The organism is Streptomyces sp. NBC_01335, from assembly GCF_035953295.1.
Classification (GTDB): Bacteria; Actinomycetota; Actinomycetes; order Streptomycetales; family Streptomycetaceae; genus Streptomyces.
In genome coordinates this window covers 7,882,147-7,902,823 of the sequence record NZ_CP108370.1, presented here as the reverse complement: position 1 = coordinate 7,902,823, position 20,677 = coordinate 7,882,147, and the positions used below count along the sequence as shown (strand labels likewise).

8 protein-coding genes are annotated in these 20,677 nt (G+C 72.4%); 3 read left to right on the top strand and 5 right to left on the bottom strand.

The annotated features are described in order from the left end of the window. Positions 1–71 precede the first annotated feature (71 nt). Together OG599_RS33260 and OG599_RS33255 are read right to left on the bottom strand one after the other, a co-directional pair. Positions 72–3,749 carry a S8 family serine peptidase gene (locus OG599_RS33260; protein ID WP_327179684.1) on the bottom strand — a complete coding sequence of 1,226 codons (3,678 nt, stop codon included), beginning with the start codon at positions 3,747–3,749 and terminating at the stop codon, positions 72–74. Positions 3,750–3,935: 186 nt separating this feature from the next. Further along, complete coding sequence (locus OG599_RS33255; protein WP_327179683.1) at positions 3,936–7,625, bottom strand: S8 family serine peptidase; 3,690 nt, start codon at positions 7,623–7,625, stop codon at positions 3,936–3,938. Positions 7,626–7,898: 273 nt separating this feature from the next. On the opposite strand from OG599_RS33255, the gene OG599_RS33250 reads away from it, so the two are divergent. Beyond that, the gene (locus OG599_RS33250; protein ID WP_327179682.1) at positions 7,899–8,798 is read left to right on the top strand and encodes a helix-turn-helix transcriptional regulator; all 900 of its coding nucleotides are present in this window, start codon (positions 7,899–7,901) and stop codon (positions 8,796–8,798) included. 33 nt (positions 8,799–8,831) lie between these two features. Here the strand turns inward: OG599_RS33250 and OG599_RS33245 are convergent, their stop codons facing one another. Next, the gene (locus tag OG599_RS33245; RefSeq protein ID WP_327179681.1) at positions 8,832–12,962 is read right to left on the bottom strand and encodes a S8 family serine peptidase; all 4,131 of its coding nucleotides are present in this window, start codon (positions 12,960–12,962) and stop codon (positions 8,832–8,834) included. A gap of 314 nt (positions 12,963–13,276) precedes the next feature. Here OG599_RS33245 and OG599_RS33240 point away from each other — a divergent pair, with 314 nt between their 5' ends. Continuing rightward, positions 13,277–17,548, top strand: coding sequence for a S8 family serine peptidase (locus OG599_RS33240; RefSeq protein ID WP_327179680.1), 4,272 nt, complete (start codon positions 13,277–13,279; stop codon positions 17,546–17,548). Between the two features lie 149 nt (positions 17,549–17,697). Here OG599_RS33240 and OG599_RS33235 read toward each other — a convergent pair whose 3' ends face one another. Beyond that, the gene (locus OG599_RS33235) at positions 17,698–19,137 is read right to left on the bottom strand and encodes an MFS transporter (RefSeq protein ID WP_327179679.1); all 1,440 of its coding nucleotides are present in this window, start codon (positions 19,135–19,137) and stop codon (positions 17,698–17,700) included. Next, complete coding sequence (locus OG599_RS33230) at positions 19,130–19,576, bottom strand: MarR family winged helix-turn-helix transcriptional regulator (protein ID WP_327179678.1); 447 nt, start codon at positions 19,574–19,576, stop codon at positions 19,130–19,132. The genes OG599_RS33235 and OG599_RS33230 overlap by 8 nt, the downstream gene beginning before the upstream one ends. 264 nt (positions 19,577–19,840) lie before the next feature. On the opposite strand from OG599_RS33230, the gene OG599_RS33225 reads away from it, so the two are divergent. After that, complete coding sequence (locus OG599_RS33225) at positions 19,841–20,581, top strand: esterase/lipase family protein (protein ID WP_327179677.1); 741 nt, start codon at positions 19,841–19,843, stop codon at positions 20,579–20,581. The last annotated feature ends 96 nt before the right edge of the window (positions 20,582–20,677 follow it).

Sequence of the window (20,677 nt, the reverse complement as noted above, 5' to 3'; positions counted from 1 at the left end):
CGTGCCGAGCCACCCGCGTCTCTGTCACACCTGGCCCCCGTCATTCTCTTCCTCTGTCGGCGTCCTCCCGGTCAGCGCAGAGTGAGCGCCCTGATGACGTCCTGCTGGACCGAGAGCCCGCCCGGCGCGGTGGCACCGGCGCGCAGGGACACCGACCCGGCGTGGCGCGGCGTGCTCAGCGTCGTCGTCCAGCGTCCGTCGCCGGCCCGCTTCAGCTTCGCGTCCTGCCAGGTCGCTCCGTCGTCGTAGGACACCTGGAGGGTTGCGGCGTCCGCCGTCACGTCACCGGGGAACGTGGCCGCGTGCAGGCCGATGTCGAGCTTCTTGCCGGCCCGCGCCGAGCCCTGCAGGTCGGTGTCGACGTCGTAGCCGAGGTCGAGCAGGGGCAGGTTCGCGCGTGCCGCCGGGGCTGCGGGCAGCGGCTGGTAGTCGAATCCCCACGTGGTGTTCGTGGCTGTCGAGGTGGTCCAGGCCGAGCCGGTGCGTGCCCCGGTCGCCACCAGCCGGTACGCGCCCCGGGTCAGGTTGTACGCCCTGCCCGAGCGGGAGTTGGACGCCGCCACCTGGGTGTCGCCGCGCAGCAGTGCGGTCCTGGCGGTTCCGCCGAACCCGGTGTGTCCGTCGTCGCCGCCCGAGAGCATCGGGATGTTCCACTGGAGCGTGTTGGAGCTGGTGAAGTAGGTGGCGAAGTCCCGGCCGGGCCGGGGCGCCTGGACCGGCTTGAACCATGCCCCGTCGTAGGAACGCCCTGGCGCGTAGGGGGCCGAGTAGCCGCTTTCGCGGTAGCCGGCCGCGGCGCCGAGGCCCTCGTGCTGTTCCCACCAGGTACCGAGCTCATCCGTCTCCGGAGTGACGTACTCGGTGACGGTACGGCCGTAGCGCTCGTACGAGTCTCCGCCCAGGGCGGGGCCCCACGTCGGGACGAAGTAGCGTCCGCCGAAGCCGGGGGTGCCCGGTGCCGCGTAGAAGCTGCTCTCCACCCGGGCGAGGTCCTTGTCGCGGGGCTCGTAGCGGAGCGCCTTCGCCGAGATGCGGCCGTCGAACTTCTGCACCATGTCGTAGGTGTAGTCGGGGTACTGCTGCTGCGTCACCTTCAGTGTGCCGCGTCCCGACCGTGCCTCGGCGATCAGCCGGGCGCCCGCCGCGTGCCCCACGGAGGCGACGGTGACGTCACCGCCGCCGCTGTAGCTCTGGTACAGCTTCCCCGGCGCGTCGTTGACGACGAGCAGCATCGCCGCTCCGGCGTCGGCCGCGGCCTGGGCTCGCGTGCTCGCCGTGACCGCGTCGCTGCGGTCGATCACCACGGCTTTGCCGCGGACGTCGAGCCCGGCGTAGTCGGCTGTCGCGCCCCGGCCCGCGTACACGGTCCGCAGGGTTGTGGTGCCGTCGTGGAGGGAGGTGTTCGGCTGGGCGGTCAGGGTGACGTCCTGTCCGCTCCCGGTGCGCGCGTCGAGCGTCTTCTGCCGCATCCGCCAGTGCAGGAAGGCGTCCTGCGAACCGTTGGTGACCTTCTCCGTCGGCGTCAGATAGACGGAGTCGTACGCGGCCGGCAGCATCATCGAGCTGGACCAGTCGTGGTCCGCCGGATCGGCGTAGTCCCGCGAGAGGCCGAAGACCGCCGTGGTGGTCTCGCTCTCCCGCTGCGGGAGCGCGTACGCCTTGCGCGCCGTGCTCGCGTCGAGGGTGGATGTCGCCCGCGGGTGTGCCGCGTCGAGCTGGACCTCGGGTGCCAGCAGCAACGCCTTGCCGAGGGAGTCGGGGTCGTCGCCGGGGATGTCCGCGTACGACGAGACGGAGTAGCGGCCCGGCGGGAGACGCAGCGTCCGCTCGCCGGAGACGTCGAGGTACGCGGGCTCCGTCGAGGTGGGGTCGTAGAGGGCGACGTTGTCCCTGACCGGATTCCCTTCGCGGTCGCTCACCTTGATCGTGTAGTCGTACATCTCCCGCTCCTTGAACAGAGCGAAGCCGGTGTGCGCGACCACGGCGCCGGTGGCGGCGTCGGTGGCGGCGACCTGGCCGGAGAAGGTGGTGCCCGCGGCGGCCTTCGACGGGTCGAGCGTGAGGGTGACCTCGGCGGTGCCGTTCGCCGCGACCACCACCCGCGGGGCCGACAGGGTGTAGGCGTCGTCGTCGGTGCCCGTGGTGAGGTCGAGCGTGACGTCGGTGTCGCCGTCGTTGCGGTAGGTGATCGTACGGACGGCCTGCTTCGCGTCGGCGTTCGGCCAGTCGTAGGCGGCGGCCGCCACCGAACCGGTCGCCTCGACCGTGGCGTCCACGGCGGCGGCCGCGTCGACCCGGCCGGTGCCCGCCTCGTACGGTGTCGGCCGGGTGCGGGCGGAGGTGGTCATCAGCGCGTTCTTGATGCGCTCACCGCTCCAGTCCGGGTGACGCTGCTTCAGGATCGCGGCGACGCCGGAGACCAGCGGGGTGGCCATCGACGTACCGCTCATGGTCCGGTACAGGCCGCCGGTCCAGCCGGGCACCGACTGGGAGGCGGCGGCGGTGACGTCCACGCCTGGCGCCGAGACGTCCGGCTTCAGCGCGTGGCTGACGGAGAGCGGGCCCTGGCTGGAGAAGTCGGCCCGCTCGTCGTTCCCGTCGACGGCGGCGACGGTGAGCGCGGCGGCCGCGGCCCCCGGTGCGCCGATGGTGCCCGGGTCGTAGGCGTTGCCCGCGGCGATCACGTACAGCGGACCGCCGTCGGCCGACAGCGCGTCGACCGCCTGCGACATGGGGTCGTCGCCGTCGGACGGGTCGCTGGAGCCCAGGCTCATCGACACGATGTCGGCGCCCCGCTCCTTGGCCCACTCCATGCCCGCGATCGCGTCGGAGTCATTGCCCGAGCCCGAGTTGCCGAGCACCTTGCCGACGAGCAGGCGTGCGCCCGGCGCCGCGCCCCTCTCCTTGCCGTCGGAGGCGGCGCCGGTACCCGCGATGGTGGACGCGACATGGGTTCCGTGGCCGTGGCCGTCGTCCACGGCCTCACCGGCGACGAAGCTCTTGGACTCCTCGATCCGGCCCACGAGGTCGGGGTGGTCGAGGTCGGCGCCGGTGTCGAGCACCGCGACCTTCACTCCCTGCCCGTCGTAGCCCTGCTGCCAGGCGTCGTTCGCCTTGATCTGTGCGGTGTCGTCGGCGAGCGAGGCTTCGACCCGCGCGTCGAGCCACAGCTTGCCGATGCCGTCGTCCAGTGTGCGCGGAGACGTGCCGGGGGCGATGTCGCGCCAGAAGGTGCGGGCTTCGTCCTTGTCGGTGCGCAGCGCGGACGCGTCGATCGAGGTGAGCGTGCGGACCTTCGTGGCGCCGTCGGGCGCCGCCGGGGGCCGTGCGGAACGGCTCTGCTCCGAGGCCGTCGCGATCAGCGGTACGGAGTCCTGGCGGGCGTCGTCGTATCCCATCGCGACCAGCTCGGTGACGTCGAACAGGCGCGGGTCCAGCTTGTCCGCGGCCAGCAGCGGCATCGCCCGGGTCGGCACCACGTAGGTGTGGTCGCCCCGGGTCTCCACCTGCACGCCGCTGTCCGCGTCGGCGGGGTCGACGGTCACGACGTCCCGGGCGCCGGGCAGGTCGGTGTAGTGGACGACGTCACCCGTGATCAGGGTGATGTCGTACGCCTTGCCCGGGAGGCTGCTCGCCGGGGTGACCGCGACGGGGGCCGCCGTCGCGGCCGACACCCCCGTCCATCCGGTGAGCGCCATGGTCAGCGCGGTGGCAGCCGGCAGGAACCGGCGGCTGGTTATCGATCTCATGGACGGATTCAACCGGCGGAACAGCGCCCGGACGTCGAATGTTCATGTCGGCTTACCGACATGGCGGAAGTCGGACATCGTCGCTCCCCGCCGCCGGGCGGTCCGGGCGAGGCGCGCATGCGGCCGGACCGCCGGCCCGGTCCGGCCGTCCGCGGGTGCGGAGCCGGACCGGGCCAACGCCCTTTTTCAGCGCACCTCGTACGCCCGGACGGTGCTCTGACTCACCGTCGCGCCCTCCGTGTCCGCGAGGGTCACCCGCAGGTGGACGAACGCGCCGGCGGGTATCCCCGCCGGGATCTCGCCCTGCCACGCCCCGTGGGCGCGCTTGACGTCCGCCGGGTGCCAGTCCGTGACGGCGTCCACGGTGGCCTCGGTGCCGTACGCGTACTCCAGGCGTACGCCGTCCAGCGGCACCGTGCCGCTCACGCCGTCGAGGACGGCGCTGAGGCCGACGGTCGTCGCCTCGCCCGCGGGCCGCGTGTTGCGCAGGTCCGACGGGACGTCCACGACCGGGACCAGCAGTCGCTGTGCGCCCTGCGAGGCGGCGCTCGACGGGAACGTCCACTCCGTGGCGTACGCGAGTCCCAGGCGGTCGGCCGCGGAGGCGGGGCGACGCCAGGTCTGCCGGAACGTCACCTCGGCATTGCCCTGCGGGAGCGTGTAGATGCCCGCGGTCATCGGCTGCGGCTGGCCGTCCACAAGAAGTTGACGGGTGCCGTAGTCGCTGTAGCCGCCGGTGTTGTCGTGCCCGCCCGCGTCGCCGAACGGCGCGAGGACGAAGGTGAGGCGGTCACTGTTCCGGGTCATGAGCGCCCGGTCGTAGGTGTTGCGGACCGGGCCGTAGGGCGTCTTGTACCACTGGGCGGTGGTCCGCCCCCGGCCGACGGTGTGCGGGCCGTCGTAGCCGGTGCTGGCGTACGGGCCGAGGTCGCGGCGCATCAGGGTCGTCCAGGCCAGGCCCTCGTCGCCGGACGGGGTGAAGAACTCGGTGCGCTGCTGCGGCGCGTGCAGCGGCAGCGTCGTGCCGCCCGCCCAGACCGAGCCCATGCCGGGCAGGCCCACCTGCACGTCCGACCAGTACGTCGTGTCCGCGGCGCTCTGCACGTGGTACCGGGCGTCGGTCCGGGCGAGTGCGGAGTCGTGGACGCGGATCTTGCCCGGCCGTATCGAACCCTGCGACGTGGAGGCGAGGTTGTAGACGTACGGGCTCCGCGCCGTCGCGGTGCCGGACCAGGAGACCGTGGCCGTTCCCTGCTCGGCCTCCGCCTTGATGGCGAGGGCGTCGGCCCAGGTGATGGTGGCCTGCGGGACGCCCTCCGATCCGGTGACCTGGAAGCGGCCCTGGCTGTCGGGGACCGCCGCGAGCACTCCGGCCGCTCCGGCGCGGGCCGCGGCCGTCGTCCAGGTATAGCCGTTGCCGCCGCCGGTACCGGCGTCCACCAGGGCGATCTTCCCGGTCAGGTCGTGGGCGGCGAAGTTGGCGTCCGTGCCCTTGCCGACGGGGACGACCTCGGCCGTTCCCGTGCCGTCGAACTCGGTGGCCTTCTGGACCGGCAGCGGGTCGAGGGTGCGTCCGCCGCCGGTGGTGAAGGCTGCCTGCGGGGCGGTCTGCCGCGCCGCGGCCAGGAAGGTGAGACCGGGCGCGTGGCCGATCCGCTGCGCGTAGACGCCCTTCACGTAGCTGGGGACCGAGGTCAGGTAGCCCGCCTTGAGCTGCCCGCTGTCGTCGAGGCCGACGGCAAGTCCCATCGCGAAGCCGTTCGCCCGGCTGGGCCGGTCGGTGCTCCAGGAGATCTCCTCCGCGTCGCGCGCGTCCAGCGTGACCGTGGTGTCGCCGGAGACCGTCACGGTCGGGTCGTAGAGCTGCGAGACGGAGGCGACGCTGCCGATGTTGCCGGGCTCGTCCCGCGTCATGATCATGCCGCTCAGGGAGTACGCGCCCAGGGGCACCCGGATCGTGGTGCTGCCCGGCTGCGGATAGCCGAGGGTGTACCGCTTCGCCGTGTCCCGGTGTTCGTCGAACAACTGGAACGCGGACGGTGTGACCGTCGGGTCGCCGTGCCGGTCGAGACCCTCGACCGTGAGGTCGGCCGAGGGCTCCTCCATGTGCGCGCCGAACGGGACGGTGACCCGGACGCCGTGCGCTCCCACGGCGACGAGACGGCCCGTGACCGTGCCGTAGTCGCCCGCGTCGAGGCGCGCGCCGGGGTCGATGCGGAGCGAGACGTCGGCGGAACCGTTCGCGGGCACGGTGACCGTACGCCGGACGGGCGAGGCGAACCCCGACAGCCGGGAACCGTCGTCGCCGCGTACGTCCTGGACGGTGAGGGCGAGGACGACGTCCTTGCCGGTGACGTTCGTCAGGGTGACCGGCTCGTCCACGGGGGCCAGGCCGGACTGCGGGTAGGCGAAGTCCCCCAGCAGGGGCGCAGGTCCGGCGACCACGGGCTGTGTCACCGCCCGGGCGACGTCCATCGGCCCCGCCCCCTGTTCGAGGACGGGCACGCCGGTGGCGGCGGCGGACGAGGTCAGCAGCGCCTTCACCCGGGCCGGGGTGGCGCCGGGATACCGCTGGAACAGCAGAGCGGCGCCTCCCGCCACGTGCGGGGTCGCCATCGAGGTGCCGGACATCTCCTGGTACGCCAGGTCTCCGCGCCCGCCCGCCCGTGCGGCGACGACCTCGACGCCCTGGGAGGCGATGTCGGGCTTGGCGGTCCTGCCGTCCACGGACGGGCCGCGGCTGGAGAAGGAGGCCGTCCGGTCCTTCCGGTCCAGTGCGCCCACGGTCAGCGCGCTCGGGGCGCAGCCGGGGGTCGACACGGTGCCGTGCAGCGAGGCGTTGCCGGCGGCGATGACGAACAGGGCCTGGCCGCTGAGGCGTTCCACCGCGTCGACGTCGGGGCCGCTGCAGTCCGCCGAACCGTCGGCGCCCAGCGACATGGAGACGACCTGGGCGCCTTCCGCCACGGCCCACTCCATGCCGGCGACGATGCCGCTGAGGGTGCCGGAGCCGTCGTCGCCGAGGACCTTGCCGACGAGCAGCTCCGCTCCGGGCGCCATGCCTGCGTACTTTCCGTGCGAGGCGGCCCCGGTGCCCGCGATGGTCGAGGCGGTGTGGGTGCCGTGTCCGGTACGGTCCTGCGCGTCCGCGCCGGTGACGAAGACCTTGGTCTCGGCGATGCGTCCGGCGAGGTCGGGGTGGGCGGCGTCGACGCCGGTGTCGAGGACGGCGACCTTGACGCCGGTGCCGTCGAGTCCGGCGCGACGGGCGGCTGTCGCCCCGGTGAGCGGCACGGTCGGGCTGCCGAGGCCGGTGACCGCGCTGCCGTGCACCTTGGCGTCGAGCCAGATCTTGTGCACACCGCCGGTGGCGGCCCGGGACCGTCCGTCGGCGGACTTCGGTGCGAGGCCCGGCCAGGCGGCGCGGGCGGACTTCTTGTCGACGGTGAGTCCGGCGCCGCCGATCGAGTCCAGGCCGGCGGTGGTCCGGACGCCCGGGACGGAACTGCGGGGCGCGCGCCCGCCTTCGTACTCGACGACGACGGGGACGGTCTCGGAGTGGGCGTCGTCGTATCCGTCGGCGATGAGCTTGCCGATGTCGAAGAGCGCGGGGTCGACCAGTCCCGCGTCCACCAGTTCCTCGACGCCCTGCGGGAACACGTAGGTGCTCTTGCCGTCCTGCCAGGTGGCGGCGGGATGGTCGGTGGCGTCGGCGGTGCGCGGCGCCGCCGAGAGGACACGGCCGTGTGCGTCGAGTCGGGCGTCGACCACGTCGCCGGTGACGAGCGTGACGGTCCGGGTGGCTGCTGCCGCGTCGGCGGCCAAGGGCGTACCGGGGTGAGCCGGTTCGGCGGCGGACGCGGCGTGGGTGCCCACGGCCAGCAGGGCAACGGACAAAAGCCCGAGGGCCGTTTGCCGCACAGGGGTATTTCTGCGTCTCACAGGTGTTCTCCAGAGGGACGGGAGGTGATGCGTCGCTTGGAAGAACAGACTGGCCAACACGGTTGCCCTGTAGGGAAGATGGCGGTGGCGGGCCGTCGCCATGACGTGTTTCCGACAGTCGGTGGAGCACGGCGCGGGCCGTCGCGTCAGCCTGGTGACGACAGAGGGTGAAGTGACAGCGGGTCGTGGTGTGACGACACTGGTGCCATGTCGTCCGATCTTGGAACATCATCCCGACAGCCGCTCGCCCCGGCCTCGGCCGCCTCGGAACGCGCCGTCGACACGGCGCGGGAGGCTGATTCCCTGCGCTCCCGGTTCGCCGGTCTCCGGGCGGAGCTGCGCGACGCGGACGCCGCGCTGACCCAGCTCCTCGCGGCCTGGCGGCCGGGCGGAGGCGCGACGGAGGAGTTCGTGGTGGCGTGGGAGGGCCGCGAGGCGCAGGCCCGCCGGTTGCTGGAGCTGGAGTACGGGGCGCGTACGTCGCTGCTGGTCTTCCAGTCGGGCGCCAACACGGTCGCTCCCGTCCCGACGACACTGCCCGACGACGACGGGCGTCCGGACGACGACGGCCGGCCGGACACGGCCGGGGAGGACCCGCCCCAGCCGGCCCGGGAGCCCGCCGGGGAACCGGCGCGCAAGGACGGAAACCCCGATGTCTCCTACCGTGTGGTCGTCGACCGGGCGTTCCTGTCCGAGCCGGCGGCCGTCCGCGCGCTCGACGAACGTGTGTCGGCGGGCAACGAGGTGCGGGTGGTGGACCAGCCCCTGCTCAAGCTGGTCGTCGCGGACGGGGAGACGGCGATGGTCCAGCTCGACCAAGGGCGTTCGCTGGAACTGCGGCCGCCCCTGGTGCTGCTGGCCACCGAACTCTTCGAGTCGGTCTGGCGGCGCTCGCGTCCCTATCTGCGTGAGGACGGCGACCTCAGCCCCACGGACCGCAGAATTCTCCAGCTGATGCTCTCCGGGCTGACGGACACGGCGACGGCCCATCAACTGGGCGCGTCGCCGCGGACGATCCAGCGGCGGGTGCGTGCCCTGATGGACGCGGCCGCCGTCTCCTCGCGTGTGCAGCTGGGCTGGTACGCGATGCGCAACAACTGGGTGTGACGGCGGGAGCGCCCCCGGCGCTCCCGCCGGCGGTCACATCCGGTCCACGTAGTACTCCAGGGTCCGGCCGTGCAGCCGCTTCACCGGGTCGGTCCAGTGGTCCGCGGTGCTGTTCTGCGCCAGGTAGTTCTGGACGACCCAGCCCATGTCCCGCGCGTCGACCGTGCCGTCGTGGTCGATGTCGGCGGACCGTTCGGCGGTGCCGCGGGCCGCGTACACGGCGGCGGCGTCACGGACGTCGATGACGTCGTCGCCGTTGACGTCGCCCGCGACGAGGGTGGCGTCGGACGCGGCGCTCGTGCCGGCCGTGCCGAAGTCGCCGTGCGCGGCCAGATCGACGTCCTCGTACCAGGTGAAGTGGCCGGGCACGGAGACCTCGAACCGGTAGGGCGCGCCCGCCGGTTCGAGCCCGGAGGCGGACATCCGGGCGGCGGCGTCGGCGTTCAGGGTGCGCCGGGTGCCGTCCGGCGCCGTGAGCGTCGCCCGGAAGCCGTCGGCGCTGTAGTCGCGGCCGCTGTCGTACGCGTAGTTCTTGGTGAGCAGGGCCTCCGCGGCGGAGCGTGCGTTGAAGGTGGACGTGGGGTTCAGCATCCGCACGGAGCCGTAGAACAGGATGTTCAGCGACACCTTGGTGCCCGAGGTGTCCGTGGCGGAGGTGGTGCCGGTGTTCAGGCTCGCCGAGGTCGTCCAGGTGTTGCCGGTGACCTCGTAGGTGACCTTGAGCAGCGGCATGGAGTCCGCGTCCAGGCCCTCGGGGTCGGCGACGTCGAAGGCCACGGTGCGGTACGAGGACGCGCCGGCCGAGACGTCGGCCGTGGTGCGGATGTCCGACGGTCCGTGGGCTGCGAGTTCGCCGGTCGGCTCGACGGCGAGCAGTTTCAGGTTGCCCGCGTGGTAGCGGATCTGCGTGGAGAAGCTCTTCCAGTGCTTCAGGTCGTGCGCGGTGAGCGTGTACGTGACCTTGTCGCCCGCTCGGGCGGATGCCGCGCTGGCGTCGCCGACGACGTAGGGCACGCCCTCCTTGATGGTGTTCAGGACGCGGACGTCGCCGATGTTGCCCGCCGCGTCGGTGGGCCACAGCTTGAACATCGCGGTGGGCGGGCCGGCGCTGTACGGGAGCCGGGCGTCGACGGTGCCGTCCGCGCCGACTCCGGTGTGTCCGGTGGGCGCGTTGTAGTTGGCGTAGGAGTAGTAGAGGACGTTGTCGTCCTGCCCGATGTCGAGTCCGGAGGCGCGGATCGCTGCCGTCTGGCCGTCGACGAGCTTGCCGGGGACGGGGAACGACGTGTCGGCCGCCGGGTGTTCGACGACGGTGGGGTGGGCCGGGTTCCACGTGCCGTACGCGTCGTCGTAGGTGGGCACGGTGGAGTCGACGTAGACGTCGCGCAGTTCGGTGTCGGTGCCGCCGTCGGCGCCGGTGCCGACGATCCGCAGCTTGTAGGCGCCGTCCTTCATCCAGCGGCCCCGCGGGTCGATCGGGGTCGCCTTGTCGCCGGTCAGCGGGAAGTACCAGGCACCGACGGTGGCGGGGCCGTAGAGGACGCCCTCGGTCAGTCCGACGGTGTTGATGCCGCCGACGTAGCCGATGTCCTTGCCCCGCTTGTCGGTGAGGAAGATGTCGATGCTGCGGAGCTGTCCGGCCATCTTCAGGTTGAAGGTGGCCGCGCCGCCGCCGACGGCGCCGTCCGGTGAGTTCTGCCCGGTCGAGAGGACCGACTTGGTCATGTCGACCTCCTCGAACCCGGACTTCGCGAGCCGCATGCCGAACGGGACGCGCAGACTGTGCGTCCGCGTCCCGCGCGTGGGCGTCAGGGTGAGGTAGCCCTCGTAGTACCCGGCGGGCGCGTCGGCGGGGACGTGCAGCGTGGTGCGTACGGTGGCCTTGCCGCGGGCGCCGACGTTCACCGTGTCGTCGGCGCTGAGCGTGACGTGGGCGGCGGCCGCGTCCTGGGACGTTCCGGAGCCTCGGGTGAATACGGTGCTCACCCGGTAAGTGCCGGGGCGGGCGGCGTCGTTGACCAGGCGCAGCGTGTGCCCGGCGTCGGTCCTGCGGCCGAGCGGCAGGACGCCGAGGTTCAGGGCGCCGGTGCGGTGGCCGAGCTGGGTCTCCGCGCCTTCGAGCGTCAGGTAGGGGGTGTCGCCCTCGACCTGGAGCGCCGCGGTGGTGTGCACCGCGGCGTACGGGTCGACAGCGCCGGCGCCGGCCTCGAAGACGCTGACGTCGCCGGGCATCGGGGCCGCGGTGTTCATCAGGGCCGTCTTGACGTCGTCGGGGGTGAGGCTCGGGTCGTGCTGGAGGAGGAGAGCGGCGGTTCCGGCGACGTAGGGGCTCGCCATCGAGGTGCCGCTGAGGCGGGCGTAGGCGTACGTGTAGTCGCCGCCGGCCGGGTCGACGATGTCGGCGGGCACGGAGGACAGGACGCTCACGCCCGGCGCGGTGACCTCGGGCTTGATGTCCCCGGTGCCGTAGACGGGGCCGCGCGAGCTGAAGTCGGCCAGGCCTCCGCCGCCGAGGCGGAAGGTGCCCGCGGCCGCGAAGGACACCTCGGCGCCGGGGCCCGCGGCGGCCAGGGCCGCTCCGTCGGCGGCGGTCACCGAGAACGCCGGGACGTAGGAAGCCGCCTCACCTATGTAGAACGGGATGTGTCCCTCGTCGGCGTTGTCGTTGACGAGGAGAACGGCCGCGGCGCCCATGCTCCGCGCGCGCCGCACCTTCTCGTCGAGGCTGATCGCACCGCGTTTCACCAGGACGGCCTTGCCCGTGACGTCCTTGCCGGTGTAGCCGGCCGCCGTGCCGGTGCCGACGTCCGCCACGGGACGGGGCTGGTCGGCCAGCCGTTCGAGGGCGTCGCCGTAGGGCTGGGCCAGCAGCCGGACCCCGGCCGTGGTCCCGCCCGTGCTCACCGTGTAGGCGGGCAGGGTCAGCGGCTCGTCGTGGGCGCCGACGGTCAGCGGCAGGGCCGCCGCGCCCGGCGTCCCGAGCGTGCCGGCCGCCGGACCGCTGTTGCCGGCGGCGATGACGGTGGTGACCCCGGCGAGGACGAGGTTGTCGGCGGCGACGGCCTGCGGGCTCAGCGGGTCGTTGATCGCCGCGCCGAGCGACATGTTGACCACGTCCATGCCGTCGGACGCGGCCCTGTCCATCGCCGCGAGGATGTCGCTGGTGTTGCCGGTGCCGTAGGGGCCGAGCACGCGGTACGCGTGGATCTCGGCGCCGGGCGCCACACCGTGCGCGGCGCGTGCCTCGGCGGGGTCGCCCTGTCCGGCGATGATGCCGGCGACGTGGGTGCCGTGCTCGGTGTAGTACGTCGATCCGGCGTTCGTCTCCGCCTGGCCGGAGGCCTTCCAGTCGGCGTACGTGGTCTCCATCGGGTCGTCGTCGCCGTCGACGAAGTCATAGCCGCCGGCGTAGACCGCCTTCAGATCGGGGTGGTGGTAGTCGATCCCGGTGTCGATGACGCCGATCTTCACGCCCTTGCCGGTGACGCCTTCGGAGTGGAGGCGGTCCACGCCGTCCGCCGGTTCCGGCGCGTCCGGTGCCGGGTCGGCGGCGGGGGCGCCGGTGGCCGCGCCCTCGGTGAGCGCCTTGACCTCGGTGTCCGGCCAGACCGCCGCGACCTCGTCGTGGTCGAGCAGGTCGGCGACGCGGTCGCCCGGCAGGGTCAGGCTGACGCCGTCGAAGCTCCGGGTGTAACTGCGCTGCACCCGCGCGGCGACGGCGCCCTTGCCGGCGCTCCGGCCCGCCGGGTCCGATGCGTCGGCCACCGCGTCGGAGAACATGGTGTCGAGGGTGGCGCGGAAGGTGTCGTGCGCCTTGCCGACGGCGCCGCGGGCGTCCGCGTCGCTGAGCGTGCGGCCGTCGGCGGCGGCGAGCAGGCGGGCCGTTTCGGCGGGCGGCGTACGCAACTGCACGATGACGTCGACGGGTTCGCTGGAACCGAGGGCCGTCTTGTCGGTGACGTGCAGGCCGCCGATGTCCAGCGAGGCCATCCGGTGCAGTGCCTGGATCTCCTGCTCGTCCAGGCCCGTGAGTACGTCGCCCGCGCTCACCGTGGCCTTCGGGGCGGTTGTCGCGGCCTGCGCCGTGACCATGGCGGTCAGGGTGGTGAGCACCGTGGCAGCGGCGACCGCGGCGAGGCGTGCGCGTCTGGGTACGTGTGTCATGTTCCTGCTCCTCTCCGGACGGATCGTGCCGTCGGGTGCCCTGCCGTGGGACGCCGGCAGTCGTCCGAGCATGGGCGTACGGCTGACCGGCACGGAAGCGCGGAAGGTGGCGGGATTACGACGTGTCGTCAAAACGCCAGCTCACTCGTGGTGTTCGACGCCCTCACCCGATGCGTTCGACGCCCGCTCCGCCAATCGCGGTTGGTGCGTGTCGTCTTCACGCCGTGTCGCAGTCCCGCCAGCGGCTCGCGACGCTCGCGGCAACGCGGGATCGGTATACGTGGCCTGAACTCCCGTCCACCGAAGGGGAAAACATGCCACCGACCGTCCCCCGGCGCAGACGCCGGCTCACCGCGGCCGCCCTCGCCGCAGGCCTGACCGGTTCGCTGCTCGGACTCTCGACGCTGCCGGCCCGGGCCGCCGAAGTGCCGCAGCCGCTGGGCGCTGCCGTGCCCCACACCGCCAAGGAGGCGCCCCGGTCCGGGGACGACAAACTGGGCGCGCACGACCGGTCGTTGCTCCAGACAGCCGAAAGCAAGAAGCGGAAGACCGTCACCGTCCTGCTCGCCACGGACGAGGGCGACACCGCGAAGCTCCGCGCGAAGGTCACCGAACTCGGCGGCCATACAGGCATGTTCGACGACGGTCTCGGTTACGTGCGCGCCACCGTACCCACCGACGAAGTGGACCGGCTGACCGCGCTCTCCTCCGTCCGCGCCGTCGACCTCAGCGAGACCTTCGAGCTTCCCGACCCCTCGCCGGTCGGCGCCGGGGACGCCGAGGCCGCCCGGGGAGCGGCTTCCGGCAGCGGTCCCGCCGCACCGGGCCGGCTCACCCCCGCCGACAACCCCTACCTGCCGACCGGGGAGACCGGAGCCACGGACTTCACGGCGGCCCACCCCGCGTGGGACGGCCGGGGCGTGACCGTCGGCATCCTCGACACCGGTGTGGACGCCTCCCATCCGGCGCTGCGGACCACCACCACGGGCGCGCCGAAGATCAAGGACTGGGTGACGGCGACCGACCCGGTCGGCGACGGCGACCCGACGTGGCTGGAGATGCGGCTCAAGGTCACCGCCGTGGACGGAGGCTTCCGGTACGGCGGAGTCGACTGGAAGGCCCCGGACGGAACCTACGAGTTCGCGGTGTTCGACGAGTCGAAGACCTGGGGCAGCGAGCTCGCCGGGGACGTCAACCGTGACGGCGACACCAAGGACTCCTTCGGCGTCCTGTACCGCGAGTCGGACCACACCGTGTGGGTGGACGCCGGCCTCGACCACGTCTTCGGCGCCGACGACGTCGTCGAACCGTACGCGGAGAGCGGGAAGTGGGCCGCCTTCGGGACCGACGACCCCGCCACCGCGGTGAACGAGTCGATGCCCTTCACGGTCGAGCACCGCGACGACGTCGACCTGTCGGCGCGCGGCGGCACGAGCACCGGCAAGACCGCCGACTTCGTGAACATCGGCATCGTCTCCGGTGCGCACGGCACCCATGTCGCCGGGATCGCCACGGGCAACGGCCTGTTCGGCGGGCGGATGGACGGCGCGGCACCGGGGGCGCAGGTCGTCTCGGAACGCGTCTGCCTGTTCGCCTCCGGCTGTACGTCGTACGCGCTCGCCGAAGGCATGATCGACGTCGTCGTCGACAAGGGGGCCGACGTGGTCAACCTGTCGATCGGCGGGCTGCCCGCGCTCAACGACGGGACCAACGTCCGTGCCGTGCTGTACAACCGGCTGATCGACGAGTACGGGGTGGAGATCGTCTCGTCGGCGGGGAACGACGGCCCGGGCATGAACACGGTCTCCGACCCGTCCGTCGCCGACCGGGTGATAGCGGTGGGTGCCTCGGTCAGCAAGGACACCTGGTGGGCCGATTACGGCTCGCGTGTGTCGGCGCGCCAGGGCCTGTTCCCGTTCTCGGCGCGCGGTCCGCGCGAGGACGGCGGGATGAAGCCCGAGATCGTCGCACCGGGCGCGGCCGTGTCGTCCGTACCGACCTGGATGCCCGGGGAGAGCGTCCCGCAGACCGGTTACGCGCTCCCCGCCGGGTACGCCATGTACAACGGCACGTCCATGTCCTCGCCGCAGGCCGCGGGCGCCGCCGCGCTGCTGCTCTCGGCCGCGTACGGCTCCGGTGTGAAGGTGACGCCCGAGGCACTGCGTACCGCGCTGACCGGCTCGGCCCGCTTCCTGGACGACACGCCCGCGTACGCGCAGGGCGCCGGCCTGATCTCGGTGCCGGACGCCTGGAAGCTGCTGGCGAAGAAGGTCCGGCCGACCTCCTACGCCGTCGAGGCTCCGGTGTGCGGGGTGCTCGCCTCGCGGCTGGCCACCCCGAAGTCCGGCTCCGGTGTGTACAACCGGTGTGCCCCCGGCGACGGCGGCCAGACCCTCGGCCGTCCCCGCGACTACGAGATCCGGCTGACCCGTACCGGCTCCGGGAGCGGTGCGGCGACGCTGTCGTGGGTGGGCAACGACGGTACGTTCGACGCCCCGCGCTCGGTCCGGCTGACCGAGGGCCGCGCGTCCGTCGTCACCGTCCGCGCGCACGCCCGGTCGGTGGGAGCGCACTCGGCGCTGCTGCGCGTGGACGACCCGGCCACGCCCGGTGTCGACCGGCTCGTACCGGTCACCGTCGTCGTCGCGGCCGAGCCCGCCAAGCCGTCGTACGCGCTGTCGGACCGGGGGGCCGTCGACCGCAACGCGACCCGGTCGGTGTTCGTGTCCGTGCCCGAGGGGGCGGCCTCGCTCAAGGCCGACCTGAGCGGGATCGCCGACGGGAGCCAGACCCGGTTCCTCGCGATCGACCCGCAGGGCATGCCCGCGGAGGACACGGCCGCGGCCCGCTGCTACACGAACTACTCGGACGCCGGAGACTGCGCCCCGGCCTCACGGGTCTATGAGCACCCGATGGCCGGGGTGTGGGAGTTCGAGGTGGACGCACGGCGGACCTCGCCGGTCCTGGAGAACCCGTTCCGGCTGGCCGCCACCGTGCTCGGCGCCGGGTTCGACGCTCCGTCGTCCGTGATCGCCGAGGCCGCGCTGCACGCCCCCGCGGAGAAGTCCTTCACCGTCGTCAACCGGTTCGCCCCGGCGACCGCGCACCCCGTCGGCGGTTCCCTCGGGGCGCTGTCCGAGGCGACCCCGACCCTCGGTGACCAGCAGATGACCGGCAAGACCCTGACGGTGCCGCGCGACGCGACCCGCCTGGAGGTGTCGATGGGCAACGCCTCCGACCCGGACGCCGACCTGGACCTGTACCTGCTCACCCAGTCCGGCGCGGTCGTGGCCTCGTCGGCCAACGGCGGTGCGCGCGAGTCCCTGACGATCGACGCCCCGAAGCCGGGGTTCTACCTGCTCTACATCGCGGGTACCGACGTACCCTCCGGCAGCACCACCTTCGACATCCAGGACACCATGTTCTCCGCGTCGCTCGGCTCGGTGACGGTGGACGGCGGACCGGTGCACCTGCGCTCCGGCCAGTCGACGAAGGTCGCCGGCCGGCTGGTCCCGGACGTGGTTCCGCCGGCCGGGAAGCGCCTGGTCGGCCGGTTCTCGCTGGCCACGGACGAGGGCACCACGCTGGGCAGCGCCGACGTGCTGCTGGGTAAGGTGACCCAGCCGCAGGCCGAGGTCACCGGTTCGTTCGGTCCGGCGATCGGCTTGAGCCTGGACGACGCAGGCCGGGTGGCGGGTTCTCAGCAGGTGTCCGGCAGAAGCCGGCCGATCCGCTGGGACCCGGAGAGCGGAATCACGCTCCTCGAACAGGCGGACGCCCATGACGGCCATGTCCTGGCGCAGAGCCCGTCGGGTGATTACGCCGTCGGTCAGCTGACCCTCCCGGACGGCACCCGGGGAGCCGTCTGGTCGCCGGACGGGAAGCTCACGACCATGCCCCTGCCGGACTGGGAGGCGTACAGCTTCGACCGGGCCTACGCCGTCAACGACGCGGGGTCGGTGGTCGGCAACGCCACCGGCTACCTGAAGGACCCGGCGACCGGCCGCAGCCTCCAGGTGAACGACCCGTTCGTGTGGACGGCGCAGGACGGCTTCCGCAGGCTGCCGCACCTGACCGACAGCCGCACGCAGACCGAGCCGCTCGCGCTCAACGGCGCCGGTGTGGTGGTCGGCCACTCCGCCAAGGACGGCGCGCGGCGCGCCGTCCGGTGGGACGCCGACGGAACCATCACCGACCTGGGCGTCCTGCCGGGCATGACCGACAGCTACGCCCTGTCCGTCAACGCCACCGGGACGATCGTCGGCACCAGCGGCGACGACGCGTTCGTCCTGAAGCCGGGCGGCACGATGACCCGCCTGCCCGACTTCGGGTACGACGCCCATGCGCTGGAGGTGAACGACGCGGGCTGGATCACCGGCACCGCGGAGGTCGAGCCGGACTCCACCACGGCCGTGGTGTGGGACCCCGAGGGCCGCATGTACGACCTGGGCGCGATGGTCGACCGCTCCCACTGGGCCCCCTTGGAGGGGATCGCCATCAACAACCGCGGTCAGGTGGCGTTCTACGCGATGGACCTCACGGACGGAGGATCGACGAAGATCGTCGTGGCCGGTCTGCCCGTCTGACGCCATGGCCGGTCAGCCCGTCCGACGCCATGGCCGGTCCGCCCGCCCGACGACCGGTTCGCCCGGGGAGCCGCCCGGTGGTGTGCCCGCATCCGGCGGGGCGCACCACCGGGTCTCCGGGCGGCGGGGGCTGCTTCCCGCCGCCCGGGCTACTTCCCGGTCCGCGCGGTGTCCGTGGCCGCGGCGGCCTTGCCGAGGGTGCGGTCGCAGACGGTCAGCAGGAGGTAGACCACCCCGGCACCGAGCATCACCCAGGCGAGCTGGTGCATGCCGCCGGTGTCGGCGTGTTCCCCGAAGGACGCGGCGGTCGCGGAGGAGGCGACCATCGAGCCGATGTAGGCGAAGGTGCGCAGCAGGCCGGCCGAGGAGGCGGTGCGCTCGGGATCGGCCTGGAAGTAGACGGAGTTCTGCAGGGCCAGGTTGTTCAGCCCCTGCGGGACGCCGAAGATCAGGGCAACCAGGAGCAGCAGCCACACGGGGCTGGTCCCCGAGAGCGTCAGGATCACCAGGCAGGCGACGATCTGCCCGGCCGCGCCGACGAGCAGTTTGCCGCGCACGCTCTTGCGCCGCCCGGTGACCACGGAGATGCCGATCGCCATCAGGAACATGGGGATCTGGACCAGCCCGGCGTGGAAGGGCGACAGCCCGTAGCCCTCCTCGGTCCACTGGCTGAAGCCGTAGAGGAAGGCGTACGCGACGACGTACGCGACGAGCGCACGTACGTAGGTGGCCAGCAGCGGGGTGTTGCCACCGAGTACCCGCAGGTCGATGAAGGGGGTGGCGGTACGCAGCTCGCGTACGGCGAAGGCGGCTCCGGCGGCGACGACGATCAGCAGCAGGTACCAGTTGCGCAGGTGCAGGTTCATCAGGAAGAGCAGCAGCGAGGTGAGCGTCGCGGCGAACAGTCCCATGCCGGGCAGGTCGATCCGGGCGGCCACGCTCCCCCGCTGCGGGGACCCGCCCGTGGCCGGCTCGTCCTCGACGCCCGCCTCGGGCAGTCGCCAGAGCCCCAGGAGTACGGCGGCGACGGCCAGCGGGATGTTCAGCGCGAAGGTCGCACGCCAGCCACCCACTCCGATGAGCAGTCCGCCGAGCAGCGGTCCGATGACGGCGACGGTCTGGTTGGCGACCGCGAGAGCGGTCAGTACCCCGCCGGGGTTGTCCTGTCCGGTGCGTTTGCCCTCGCTGCGCAGCAGCGCCATGGCGGCGGGATATCCGGCGCAGGTGCCGAATCCGAGCAGGACCCGGGAGGCGATCAGTACGCCGAGGTTGGGCGCCAGGGTGCCGACGACGCCGGCGACGCCGACGAGGCTCGTGCTGACGAGGAAGAGCCTGCGCGGCCCGAAGATGTCGATGAGCCGGCCCACGACGGGCTGCCCGAGTGCCGTGGCCAGGTAGAGGGCGGAGACCAGCCACGCCGTCTGCGAGGCCGGGGCGCCCAGGGCCTTGGCGATGGGGACGAGCGCGACGGAGATGATCGTCGAGTTGATCGGGTTCAGGACGGAGCCGAGCATCATCGGCGGCAGCAGCCGCCGGTCGAACGCCGGCTTCTCCGTCCCGGCTATGGATTGCGTCTTCGCGTCAGTCATGGGTCAACCGCTCCAGTACGGCCAGGGCGGCGATCACTGCCTGGCGCTCTTCTTCCGTGCACCTGTCCTGCAGGCGTTCGGCCAGCCATTCCGTACGGACCTGCCGGCCTTCCTCCACCCGCCGCCTGCCCTCGGGTGTCAGTGCGATCAGCAGGCGCCGCCCGTCCGCCGGGTCGGGGCGGCGTACCAGGAGTCCCCTCGCGACGAGCGCCGCGACCGTGGCCGTCATCGACTGGTGGCGCACACCTTCCGCGGCGGCGAGCTCGGTCGCGGTGACACCTTCCTCACCGGCCAGCCGGGCCAGGACCGACGACTGCCCGAGGGTGAGGTCCTCGACGGCGGAGGCGTTCAGGATGCGACGCCGGATCCGGCTGATGACCGCACGGATCTCGTGCGAAGCCTGGACCGCCGAGGGTGAGGGCTGCGGGTTCTCGCTCATGCTCCCCACGGTAGCTTCTACAGTTTGGACTGTACAGTTTCACCTGTACGACTCGGGCGCCACATCACCCGGTGCCGCCCTCGGGGCGCGGCGAGGCACGCGCCGACGACACGGCGCGCTCGCTCCGACGGGCCCACTCCCGCAGACCCCGGCGACGCGGCCCACCGCGAACGCTGGCGATTTCGCCGATGGCGGCCGGCTCCCGCTCCGAGACTCTGGTCGGGCCAGACACCGAGCCACCCGCATCTTTGTCAGGAGCATTCCATGCGTCGTTCCCCCCGCCGCGTTCTCGGCGTCCTCGCGGCCGCCGCCGCCGCGTTCGCCCTGTTCTCCTCGGCGTCGACCGCCGGCGCCGCCGACTCCGCCTCCGCGCCGGCCGCCTCCGTGAGCCGGTCGGCCTCCGCACAGGTGCTGTCGACCAGCACCCCGGTGGTCTTCGTCCACGGGTACACCGGCAACGCTTCCAACTGGGTGACCGCCAAGAGCGTCTTCCAGCTCAACGGCTGGTCCAGCTCCAACCTGTTCGCCTACGAGTACAACTCGTACGGCAACAACATCACCAACGCGCAGGGCCTCGCCACCTTCGTCAACAACGTGAAGGCGCAGACCGGCGCGAGCAAGGTCGCCATCGTCAACCACTCGATGGGCGGCCTGGTCAGCCAGTACTACCTGAAGGTGCTGGGCGGCAACACCAGCGTCAGCCACCTCGCCTCGATCGCCGGCGCCAACCACGGCACCACGTACGCCGGCGCCTGCCTGATCTACACGACCTGCCAGCAGATGTACCCGGGCTCCTCGTTCATCTCCCAGATCACCTCGGGCGACGAGACCCCCGGCACCACCAAGTACGCCACCTGGTACTCGGCGTGCGACGGCATCATCCTCCCGTACACCAGCACCAAGCTGGACGGAGCGACCAACAACAACGTGGTCTGCCAGACCCACATCGGGTACCTGACGGACACGGTCGTGCTCGGCCAGATCGCCAAGTTCGTCGCCTCCTGACCACGAGCGGCCCACCCCACGGGCGGGCCGCCCAGCCCACGTGCGGCACACGTCCAGCCCCCGGCATCTCGGCCGCCGGGGGCTGGACGCGCGCAC